This window comes from Phytohabitans kaempferiae, assembly GCF_042433955.1.
Lineage (GTDB): Bacteria > Actinomycetota > Actinomycetes > Mycobacteriales > Micromonosporaceae > Phytohabitans > Phytohabitans kaempferiae.
Genome location: NZ_JBHLUH010000088.1, coordinates 1 through 10,779 on the forward strand (window position 1 = coordinate 1; position 10,779 = coordinate 10,779).

The following is a 10,779-nucleotide window of genomic DNA, read 5'->3' on the forward strand; positions in this document are numbered from 1 at the left end:
CCGCTTCGCGACGCGGGACGCTGCCGCGCGTCCGGTCACCGTCGATTTTCGAGTTAGCCCTTGAGTGCGGACGAGACGAGCGCCTGGCCCTCCTCCTGGAGCTGGGCCAGGTGCTCCGGGCCCTTGAACGACTCCGCGTACAGCTTGTAGACGTCTTCGGTGCCGGATGGGCGGGCGGCCAGCCAGCCCGACCCGGTCACGATCTTCACGCCGCCGATCGGCGCGTCGTTGCCGGGGGCCTTGGAGAGCACGGCCGTGATCGGGTCGCCGGCCAGCTCGCTCGCGGTGACCTGCTCGGCGGAGAGCTTGGCGAGCACCGCCTTCTCCGCGCGGCTGGCCGGTGCGTCGATCCGGGCGTAGGCGGGGGCGCCGAAGCGCTCGGTCAGCTCGGCGTACCGCTGGCTGGGAGACCGGCCGGTGACCGCGATGATCTCGGCGGCCAGCAGGCAGAGGATGATGCCGTCCTTGTCGGTGGTCCACACCGAGCCGTCGCGGCGCAGGAACGAGGCGCCGGCGCTCTCCTCGCCGCCGAAGCCGACCGAGCCGTCGACCAGCCCGTCGACGAACCACTTGAAGCCGACCGGCACCTCCATCAGCCGCCGCCCGAGGTCGCCGGCGACCCGGTCGATCATCGAGGAGGAGACCAGCGTCTTGCCCACCGCGGCGTCCGCGGCCCAGTCGGGGCGGTGCCGGAAGAGGTAGTCGATCGCGACCGCCAGGTAGTGGTTGGGGTTCATCAGGCCGCCGTCGGGCGTGACGACGCCGTGGCGGTCGGCGTCCGCGTCGTTTCCGGTGGCCACCTGGTAGGCCGAGCGCTGCGCGATCAGCGACGCCATCGCGTGCGGCGACGAGCAGTCCATGCGGATCTTGCCGTCCCAGTCGAGCGTCATGAACCCCCACGCCGGGTCGACCCGCGGGTTGACCACCGTCAGTTCGAGCCCGTGGCGGCTGGCGATCTCGTCCCAGTACGCCACGCTGGCCCCGCCCAGCGGGTCGGCGCCGATCCGCACCCCGGCCGCCCGGATCGCGTCGAGGTCGACGACGCTCGGCAGGTCGCCGACGTAGGCGCCGACGAAGTCGTACCCCTCGGTGGTCTCGGCCGCCCGCGCCCGCGCGACAGTGACCCGCCGGACCTCCTTGAGCCCGCTCTCCAGCAGGGCGTTCGCCCGGTCTTCGATCACCTTGGTGACATCGGTGCCGGCCGGCCCGCCCGATGGCGGGTTGTACTTGAAGCCGCCGTCCGGCGGGGGGTTGTGCGAGGGCGTGACGACGACCCCGTCGGCGAGCCCGCCGGTGCGCCCCCGGTTGTACGTGAGGATCGCGTGTGACACCGCCGGCGTGGGCGTGTAGCCGTCGCGGCTGTCGAGCCGCACGCGCACGCCGTTGGCCGCGAACACCTCCAGCGCGCTGAGCAGCGCCGGCTCGGAGAGCGCGTGCGTGTCGCGGGCCAGGTAGAGGGGGCCGTCGATGCCACGTTCGGCCCGGTACTCGCAGATGGCCTGGCTCATCGCGACCACGTGGTCTTCGTTGAAGGCCAGCTTGAGGCTCGATCCGCGATGCCCCGAGGTGCCGAACCCGACCCGCTGCCCAGCCTCGGCCACATCCGGTTTGCCGGTGTAGTACGCGGAGACGAGGTGGGGGACATCGACGAGGTCGCCCGCCTCGGCGACCTGGCCGGCACGAGGGTGAAGCCGGGCGCTATCGGACACGACGTATCCTCTCGGGAAGTTGGGGAAGCGGGTTCGATCGTAGTCGCGTGGGAGGCGTCTGTTGGCGGGGAACATTCGAGTCGTGGCCTTCGACCTCGACGACACGCTCGCGGTGTCGAAGTCTCAGATCGACGACCGGATGGCGAAACTGCTGGCTGAGCTGCTGGCCCAGGTCGACGTCTGCATCATCTCCGGCGGGCGGTTCGAGCAGTTCGAGACCCAGGTGCTGCGCCACCTCGACGTCGAGACCGAGGCCCGTGAGCGGCTGCACCTGATGCCCACCTGCGGCACGCGCTACTACCGGTGGCTCGACGGTGACTGGGGCCTTGTGTACGCCGAGGATCTCACCGAGGAGGCCAAACAGCGCGTCGTCTCGGTGTTGATCGAGGGGGCGAAGGCGCTCGGCATCTGGGAGCCGGAGCCGTGGGGCGACATCATCGAAGACCGCGGCAGCCAGGTGACCTTCTCCGCGCTGGGGCAGCGGGCTCCCGTCGGCGCGAAGTACGCGTGGGACCCCGACGGCGCCAAGAAGGCGGCGCTGCGCGACTACGCGGCCGCCCGCCTGCCCGACCTGGAGGTGCGCAGCGGCGGCTCCACATCGGTCGACGTGACCAAGAAGGGCGTCGACAAGGCGTACGGGATGGGCAAGCTGCTGGAGCACCTCAGCCTCGCCACCGACGACGTGCTCTTCGTCGGCGACCGCCTCGACGTGGGCGGCAACGACTACCCGGTCAAGGCGATGGGTATCCGGTGCCAGGCGGTAACCCGGTGGCAGGACACCGCCGACTACGTCGAGCGGCTGCTCACGACGCTGCCGGCCAGCGCACCCGGAGACGTCTAGGATCATCACAGCCCCGCGAGGTCTTGGAAGGAGCCCTTCGGTGTCCCTGGACGCGCAGTTGCTGGAAATCCTCGCGTGCCCGGACACGCATCACGCACCGCTGGAGTACGACGCCTCCGCCGAGACCCTGACCTGCACCGAGTGCGGTCGGATCTTCGAGGTGCGCGACGGCATCCCGGTACTGCTGCTGGACGAGGCCCGTTCTCCTGAAGGCGAGAAATGAGCGCGAGCGTGCGTGGCCGTCGCACTGTCGACGAGGCCCTGCTGGACGACCCCAACGGCATGGCGGAAAACGACCCGGGCGGCATGCTCCGGGCCACCGCCTCCGCCGGCGCGCAGGTGCGCGAGTCGGCGGCACTCGCCGCCGAGGCCAACCTCGCCGTGCTCGGTGACGAGGGACGCCCCCGCGCTGTCGTGATCGCGGGTATCGGCACCGCCGGCCGCACCGGCGAGATCCTGGCTACGGTCGCCGGGCCGCGCTGCCCGGTGCCGGTGATCGCCCACCGCAGCGCGGGCGTGCCCGGCTGGGTCGGCGCGGCCGACGTGGTGATCGCGGTCAGCGCCTCCGGGCGCAGCCCCGAGGCGCTCGGTGCCGCCGAGGCCGCCGCCCGCCGAGGTGCCCGCCTGGTGGCGGTCGGCGCGCCCGACTCGCTGCTCCAGTCGGTGGCGGAGAGCGCGCGGGCGCCGTTCATCCCGGTGCCGCGCCGCGCGCCGGCCCGCGCGAGCCTGTGGGCGCTCACCGTGCCGGTGCTGCTCGCCGCGCGTACGTTCGGTCTGGTCAAGGTCAACGAGGCCGACCTGGCGGAGACCGCGGCGCGGCTCGACGCCGACGCCGACCGCTGCCGCCCGACGGCTGAGTCGTTCGTCAACCCGGCCAAGTCGCTCGCGCTGGGGCTCGCCGGCTCGGTGCCGATCGTGTGGGGCTCCTCGCCGCTGGCCGCCGTGGCCGCCCGCCGCTTCGCCGACACGATCTCGGCCAACGCCCGCTACCCCGTGGTCGCCGGCGCGCTCGGCGAGGCCGGCCGGGGCCGCGTGGGCCTGCTCGACGGCGTCTTCGGCGGCCTGGTGGAGTCGTCCCGCGACATCTTCGCCGACCCGGAGGACGAGCAGGACGCGACCCGGCTGCGGGTCGTGCTGCTTCGCGACGGTGGCCTCGGCAACGAGGAGGACACCGACGAGCCGGTGGCGGTCGAGGAGCGCCGCGCCGACGCGGTGCAGACGCTCGCCGAGCGGCGCGGTGTCCGCTGCGACGTGGTGACCGCCGAGGGTGGCTCGCCGCTGGAGCGGCTGGCCTCGCTCGTCGCCGTGCCCGACTTCGCCTCGATCTACCTCGCTCTCGCACACGGGCTCGACCCCATGGCCGTGCCGGCTGTCACCGAGATGAAGGAGCTCAGCAACCCATGAGCGGGTTAGTCCGGCCTGGTTTCTCGCGGCCGCACGCCGGGAAGCGAGGACGGCGATGAGCGCCTCCGGCGGCACCAAAGCGATCATCGCCGCGCTGCTGGCCAACCTGGGCATCGCGGTCACCAAGTTCATCGCGTGGTTGCTCACCCAGTCGTCGTCGATGCTGGCCGAGTCGATCCACTCGGTGGCCGACTCCGGCAACCAGGCGCTGCTGCTGTTCGGCGGCCGACAGGCGCGGCGCAAGGCCACCCCGCAGCACCCCTTCGGGTTCGGGCGGGAGCGCTACGTCTACGCGTTCATCGTGTCGATCGTGCTCTTCAGCGTCGGTGGCCTCTTCGCGCTCTACGAGGCATGGCACAAGTTCGCCGACCCGCACCCCATCGACAAGTGGCAGTGGGTGCCGGTGACGGTGCTGGTGGTCGCGATCATCCTGGAGTCGTTCTCGTTTCGCACCGCGATCGTCGAGTCCAACCTCGTGCGGGGCAAGGCGAGCTGGGTGCAGTTCGTGCGGCGGGCGCGGGCGCCGGAACTCCCCGTCATCCTCCTCGAAGACCTCGGTGCGCTGCTCGGTCTGATCTTCGCGCTCTTCGGCGTGGTCCTGACGCTGATCACCGGTGACGGCACCTGGGACGCCGTCGGCACCACCGCGATCGGCATCCTGCTGATCACGATCGCGATCGTGCTGGCGCTGGAGACCAAGAGCCTGCTGCTCGGCGAGAGCGCGACGCTGGAAGACCAGGCGAAGATCGAGGCGGCCATCACCGCGGGGCCCGAGGTCGAGCGGATCATCCACATGAAGACCCTGCACCTCGGCCCGGAGGAGCTGCTGGTCGCCGCGAAGATCGCGGTGCACGGGCACGAGAGTGCCGAAGACATCGCCCGGCTCATCAACTCCACCGAATCCCGCATCCGCGAGGCGGTGCCGATCGCCCGCGTCATCTACCTGGAGCCCGACATCTACCACGTCCCGGCGGCGGCGGAGCCGACGCCCGCGACGAGCTGACGGCGTGCGGCGCCTCTCCGGTCGCATCCGGCCATACGCCTGGGGCTCGCGCACCGCGATCGCCAAGTTGCAGGGGCGGCCGGTGCCCAGCGACAGCCCGGAAGCGGAGCTGTGGCTGGGCGCCCACCCCGGCGACCCGTCCACTGTCGGCGGTGCCAGCCTGGCCGACCTGATCACCGCCGAGCCGGAGCGCCTGCTCGGCGGTGAGGCCGTGGCGCGCTTCGGGCCACGGCTGCCGTACCTGCTCAAGGTGCTGGCCGCCGCCGCGCCGCTCTCGCTACAGGCACATCCCGACGCGGAGCGGGCTCGGGAGCGGTTCGCGCTTGGGCATCCGGGCTACGTCGACGGCTACCACAAGCCCGAGCTGCTGGTCGCGGTCTCGGAATTCGAAGCACTGTGCGGGTTTCGCGACCCGGCGGCGTCGGCGGCCGCACTGTCCACTCTGGATACGCCGGCGCTCGAGCCGGCCGTCGCCGCACTCGCCGGGGGCGGTCTGCGAGACGCCGTGGGCGAGCTTCTCGCGCTGCCGTCCGCCTCCGTCGACCAGGCCGCCGCGGCGCCGCGCGCGCCCGAGCTGGTCCGCCGGCTCGCCGCCGACTATCCGGGAGATCCGGGGGTACTGGTGGCGCTGCTGCTCAACCACGTGACGCTCGCGCCGGGCGAGGCGATCTGGATGCCGGCGGGCAACCTGCACGCCTACCTGCTCGGCACCGGTGTCGAGATCATGGCGGCCAGCGACAACGTGCTTCGCGGCGGGCTGACGCCCAAACACGTCGACGTGCCGGAGCTGCTGCACGTGCTCCGCTTCGAGGTGCTCGCCGACCCGGTCGTACGCCCGGAGCCGGTCGCGCCCGGCGTCGTGACCTGGCCGGTGCCGGTGGCCGAGTTCGCCCTGCACCGCGTACGGCCGGAGGGCGGCTCGGTCGAGTTGGCCGCGCCCGGCCCGCGTGTGGCGCTCTGCATGACCGGCGCGGTGACTGTCGGCGACGGCGACGGCGCGGTGGAGCTGAGCGGTGGCGAGGCTGCGTTCGGGGGCGCCGGACCGGCCCCGGTCACGTTCTCCGGAGCGGGAGAGGCGTACCTCGCGTCGGTACCGGCGTAGGTTTGGCCTGGTAGGGCCCTTGCGCCCCGTGTCCTCTGGGAGGTTTCTGCCCTGAGCTGGGCGTTTGCGCCATGCGCACAGACACACAGATCAAGAAATTTCCGGATTTGCTTGACACGGCTATAGCGCAATGTAACGCTATAACCACGCAGCGTTATCGCGACGAAGGTCCGAGTCACGCGCGGGGGAACCAAACCGGGGGGATGCGCGGGGCGGTGGGAGTTGAGCGGAAGACCCGCTCATGACCCGCCGCCCCGCGCGCTATTTGGGCACAGTGCCGGTCAGCTGCGCCTATCCGAGCCGTCTACATATGGTCAACAACGCCCGCGTATGGTGGTTGGTCGTTGCAACGGACGCGTTCGACAGGAGCTTTTATGACCAGCACTCTGCCGGCGCCGGACGCGTCGGCCGCGGCCCGCCCGCGCACCGTCGCCGAGGGCGACTTCAAGGTTGCGGATCTGTCGTTGGCCGGGTTCGGTCGTAAGGAGATTCAGCTCGCGGAGCACGAGATGCCCGGGCTGATGGCGCTGCGGCGGGAGTACGCCGACGCGCAGCCCTTGGCCGGCGCTCGGGTGACCGGTTCGCTGCACATGACGATCCAGACCGCCGTGCTGATCGAGACGCTGGTCGCGCTGGGCGCCGAGGTCCGCTGGGCCTCGTGCAACATCTTCTCCACGCAGGACCACGCCGCCGCGGCCGTCGTCGTCGGCCCCACCGGCACGCCCGAGGCTCCGGCCGGCGTGCCGGTGTACGCCTGGAAGGGCGAGACCCTCGCCGAGTACTGGTGGTGCACCGAGCAGGTGCTGCTGTGGCCCGACGACTCTGCCCGCGGTGGCCCCAACATGATCCTCGACGACGGTGGCGACGCCACGCTGCTGGTGCACAAGGGCGCCGAGTTCGAGAAGGCCGGCGCGGTGCCGTCGCCGGAGACCGCCGACAGCGAGGAGTTCGCGGTCATCCTCGGCGTGCTCCAGCGCTCGCTCACGGAGGACAGCCAGCGCTGGACCCGGGTCGCCGCCAGCATCAAGGGCGTCACCGAGGAGACCACGACGGGCGTGCACCGGCTGTACGAGATGCAGAACGCCGGCACGCTGCTCTTCCCGGCGATCAACGTCAACGACGCGGTGACCAAGAGCAAGTTCGACAACAAGTACGGCTGCCGCCACTCGCTCATCGACGGCATCAACCGCGCCACCGACGTGCTGATCGGTGGCAAGGTCGCGGTGGTCGCCGGCTACGGCGACGTGGGCAAGGGCTGCGCCGAGTCGCTGCGCGGCCAGGGCGCCCGGGTCATCGTGACCGAGGTCGACCCGATCTGCGCGCTCCAGGCGGCGATGGACGGCTACCAGGTCGCCACGCTCGAAGACGTGGTGGAGACCGCCGACATCTTCATCACCGCCACCGGCTGCTTCGACGTCATCACCAACGAGCACATGGCCCGGATGAAGCACCAGGCGATCGTGGGCAACATCGGCCACTTCGACAACGAGATCGACATGGCCGGGCTCGCCAAGCGCGACGACGTCGAGCGGATCAACATCAAGCCGCAGGTCGACGAGTGGCGCTTCGCCGACGGCCACTCGATCATCGTGCTCTCCGAGGGCCGGCTGCTCAACCTGGGCAACGCGACGGGCCACCCGTCCTTCGTGATGTCCAACTCGTTCTCCAACCAGACGATCGCGCAGATCGAGCTGTTCACGAAGACCGACCAGTACCCGCTCGGCGTCTACACGCTGCCGAAGCACCTGGACGAGAAGGTCGCCCGCCTGCACCTGGACGCGTTGGGCGCCAAGCTGACCGAGCTCTCCAAGGAGCAGGCCGCCTACCTCGGCGTGCCGGTCGAGGGTCCGTACAAGTCGGAGCACTACCGGTACTGAGCCGCTGACGCTCGCCTCCGGGCCGGCTGGGGTCTCCCCGGTCGGCCCGGCTTGCTTTCGCGCTTGGGTGCTGCCAGCGGGCGCGCCGCTCTGCGATGCCTCCGGTCGGGTCAGCGGGCGCGGTCGCTTGGTGGTGCTTTCGGTGGGTCAGCGGGCGCGGTCGCGGTTTCGGGGGCGGACCCAGGTCCAGATGCAGTAGACCAGCCAGCTCACGGCGACCGCGGTGGCGAGGAAGCTGAGGTGCAGGGCGTCGAGCAGCAGGACCACCGCGAGGACGGCGAGCCACGGAAAAAGCACCTTCACGCCGGCAACGGTACTGCCTCACGGTGGTCGTGAGACGTGCTCCTTCTCGGCCTCGCGTGGCCTGGTTTGTGGCTGGACAAGGAGCGGCGGGCCAGGTGTTTGCCGCCACCTGGCCCGCCCTCCAGTCCCTGCTGATCCGATCAGAGCATGTGCTGTGCCTGCGGACCCATAACCTGTACAAGTTCCGACTCGAGCAATCGAAGCCACCGTCGCTGCACCAGCTCGAGCGTCGTGACGATCGGGCGGCTGGGCGTCTCGCCGATGGGGATCAGCACCGCCTCGTCGCCGGGGAGAGCCATCAACCAGGCGACGACGTGCCCGCCCGTGCCACTTTCGTCGCGGCGGTAGAGTGCGAACACGGTCGGCTTCTCGTCGACATACACCAAGCCGAGGCGCAACTGCCACGGCAGCTCTGGGACATCAGGGACTGTTGTCTTCTCGTCCAACACAGCTGCCCCCCTTGGCCTTCGTGGGACTCGGTGGCTGCTCGTCGACGTCGTTGTCGTCCTACGTTCCTCAGAGTGCATCTCGCAGCCAGGAGATGCAAGTGCACCTGATGCCATCCTGTTGCAACCCCGTTGTCCATCTTGCGTTACGGTATGCGCGATGGCAGTGAAGCCAAGTCCGACGACTCTGCGACGGCAGCTGGGCGCCGAGTTGCGCCGTTTGCGTGCCGGTCGCACGGTGGCGGACGTGGCCGCTGAGCTCGGCTGGTCAGAATCCAAGCTGAGTCGCATCGAGACCGCCCACACAGGCATCCGGGCCAAAGACCTGGACCGGTTGCTCGAGGCGTACGCCGTCGCCGAGGACGCCCGAGCACGAATCCGGGCGCTCGCGGGGCAGGCCCGGCAGCGAGCGTGGTGGGAGGCATACGGTGACGTGCTGCCAAACGCCTACGAGACATACATTGGCTTCGAGGCCGAGGCGGTCGGCATTTTCAACTACGAGGCACAGATCGTGCCCGGCCTGTTGCAGACCGCCGAGTATGCCAGCGCCGTGATCCAGGCCGACGGCATCTACGAGGACGACGAGGTGCACGGCCAGCGAGTGGCTGTGCGGATGGCACGCCAGGCGGTCCTGACGCGCGATCCGCCGCCCAAGCTGTCGGTCATCCTCGACGAGGCGGTCCTCCGCCGCCAGATCGGTGGCCCAGGCGTCATGCGCCGCCAGCTCACCAGCCTGGCGGAGGCCAACGAGCGAAAGATGATCACGGTCCAGGTGCTGCCCTTCGCGGTCGGCGCCCACCGTGCCCTGGCGGGCTCCTTCGTCATCCTCGAGTTTTCCAACGACTCCGAGCGCCCTCTCGTCTACTGCGAGGGCATGACCGGCGGCCTGTTCCGGAGCCGGGCCGACGAGCTGCGGAGCTACTGGATGAGTTTCGAGTCGCTCCGGTCGGCCGCGCTCAACCCGAAGCAGTCTGTCGAGTTCATCAACAGAGTCGCGCAAGACAGTCAGTAACGACTCCCGCTGTTCAAGAGAGGACACGGCGCGAATGTCTGCGTCAATCAAGCCGCCGGTTCACTGGCGTAAGAGCACCCGCAGCGCGGGTAACGGCCAGTGCGTAGAGGTCGCGGCAATGCCCGAAGGTATCGCGATGCGCGACTCCAAGGATGCCGAGGGTCCGATTCTTCGGTTCCAGGCCGTGACCTGGAGCGATTTCCTCGACGCGGTAAGGGCGGGGGAGTTCGACCGCACCGCGTAGCGATGGTCCGGTTCCGAGGTGGCCCGGCATCGGGCCACCTCGGGCGCTAATTTTTCCGGGTCGGCCGCCCGAGTCTAGGCCGCGTTCGGACCTGGTGTCGTCTGTTGGAGACGCTGTCGAGCTGGGCGCACCGACGCGCCCAACCCCGCACGCACGGCCCGTGGCATGGCTGCCGGGTCCGGTGGGCCCGCCGCGCCGGATCTGGCGGGGTGCGCTGGCGTTGTCGGGGACATAGCCCTTTGCGGTCGGTTTGAAGGGGATATGTCCCTGACATAGCCCTCTTCGAAGCGACCAGGCCCGGGGCGGCGCGGCAACACGGACCGGTGTGGACACGAGCATCTACCGCTAGTCCGACGCGCGCGGACGCTGCGCGATCCACTCAGATGTCAACCCCGGAACCTCTCTAGCTTCGGGTCCTGGCGTGCTTCCGGCGGGGCGCTTGGGCTGCGGGACAGTTGCGGAGGGGGCGCGTACGCGGCGCAACCGGCCGGACCCGGCATCCGTCCGGGTTGGGCGCACCGGTGCGCCCAGCTCGACAGCTTCTTCAACACCGATCCCGACCCACCGCCTCCGCCCAGGCCGAGCGGCAGGCGCGGCGGGGGAATGAGACACCGGATCGCCCCAACCCGCCGCTCACCGCATCCACATTGGACCGATCGGCCACGGGGACGGTCGCCGGACGGCTCGTCGCCTCGTGTACCGCCCGGCAGCGGGCCGCGCGGGCCGCCCGCGACCCCCATGCCCCGTCCCCGCACAGCCGGCGCGGAACGTCTAACTCGAACAACGCGGCCATCATCGCCCGGCCCGACACCCCGAACAGATCACTGACCACGACCGA

Annotated in this window: 11 protein-coding genes; 8 read left to right on the forward strand and 3 right to left on the reverse strand. The window is 70.3% G+C overall.

Annotation, left to right across the window (positions count from 1 at the left end; translation table 11 throughout):
- Positions 1-53: 53 nt before the first annotated feature.
- Entirely contained in the window at positions 54-1,709 is a 1,656-nt protein-coding gene (gene pgm, locus ACFFIA_RS39120; protein ID WP_377261506.1) for a phosphoglucomutase (alpha-D-glucose-1,6-bisphosphate-dependent), read from the reverse strand.
- An 82-nt stretch (positions 1,710-1,791) separates the two neighbouring features.
- Here pgm and ACFFIA_RS39125 point away from each other — a divergent pair, with 82 nt between their 5' ends.
- The 6 genes from ACFFIA_RS39125 to ahcY all read left to right on the forward strand — a co-directional run bounded on the left by ACFFIA_RS39125 (position 1,792) and on the right by ahcY (position 7,936).
- Positions 1,792-2,550, forward strand: coding sequence for an HAD-IIB family hydrolase (locus tag ACFFIA_RS39125; RefSeq protein ID WP_377261508.1), 759 nt, complete (start codon positions 1,792-1,794; stop codon positions 2,548-2,550).
- 40 nt (positions 2,551-2,590) lie between these two features.
- A complete protein-coding gene (locus ACFFIA_RS39130; RefSeq protein WP_377261510.1) occupies positions 2,591-2,773 on the forward strand; it encodes a Trm112 family protein in 183 nt (60 codons plus the stop codon).
- The gene (locus ACFFIA_RS39135; RefSeq protein ID WP_377261513.1) at positions 2,770-3,954 is read left to right on the forward strand and encodes an SIS domain-containing protein; all 1,185 of its coding nucleotides are present in this window, start codon (positions 2,770-2,772) and stop codon (positions 3,952-3,954) included. The genes ACFFIA_RS39130 and ACFFIA_RS39135 overlap by 4 nt, the downstream gene beginning before the upstream one ends.
- A 55-nt stretch (positions 3,955-4,009) precedes the next feature.
- A complete protein-coding gene (locus ACFFIA_RS39140) occupies positions 4,010-4,957 on the forward strand; it encodes a cation diffusion facilitator family transporter (protein WP_377261516.1) in 948 nt (315 codons plus the stop codon).
- 4 nt (positions 4,958-4,961) lie between these two features.
- Positions 4,962-6,059, forward strand: a complete 1,098-nt coding sequence (gene manA / locus ACFFIA_RS39145; RefSeq protein WP_377261518.1) for a mannose-6-phosphate isomerase, class I — start codon at positions 4,962-4,964, stop codon at positions 6,057-6,059.
- 374 nt (positions 6,060-6,433) lie between these two features.
- Entirely contained in the window at positions 6,434-7,936 is a 1,503-nt protein-coding gene (gene ahcY, locus ACFFIA_RS39150) for an adenosylhomocysteinase (RefSeq protein WP_377261521.1), read from the forward strand.
- A 147-nt stretch (positions 7,937-8,083) separates the two neighbouring features.
- Here the strand turns inward: ahcY and ACFFIA_RS39155 are convergent, their stop codons facing one another.
- Positions 8,084-8,239 carry a hypothetical protein gene (locus ACFFIA_RS39155; RefSeq protein ID WP_377261524.1) on the reverse strand — a complete coding sequence of 52 codons (156 nt, stop codon included), beginning with the start codon at positions 8,237-8,239 and terminating at the stop codon, positions 8,084-8,086.
- Between the two features lie 140 nt (positions 8,240-8,379).
- Positions 8,380-8,688 (reverse strand): hypothetical protein, encoded by a 309-nt coding sequence (locus tag ACFFIA_RS39160; protein WP_377261527.1) that lies wholly within the window; start codon positions 8,686-8,688, stop codon positions 8,380-8,382.
- 157 nt (positions 8,689-8,845) lie between these two features.
- On the opposite strand from ACFFIA_RS39160, the gene ACFFIA_RS39165 reads away from it, so the two are divergent.
- Entirely contained in the window at positions 8,846-9,697 is an 852-nt protein-coding gene (locus ACFFIA_RS39165; protein ID WP_377261530.1) for a helix-turn-helix domain-containing protein, read from the forward strand.
- 34 nt (positions 9,698-9,731) lie between these two features.
- A complete protein-coding gene (locus tag ACFFIA_RS39170) occupies positions 9,732-9,941 on the forward strand; it encodes a DUF397 domain-containing protein (RefSeq protein WP_377261532.1) in 210 nt (69 codons plus the stop codon).
- Positions 9,942-10,779 lie beyond the last annotated feature (838 nt).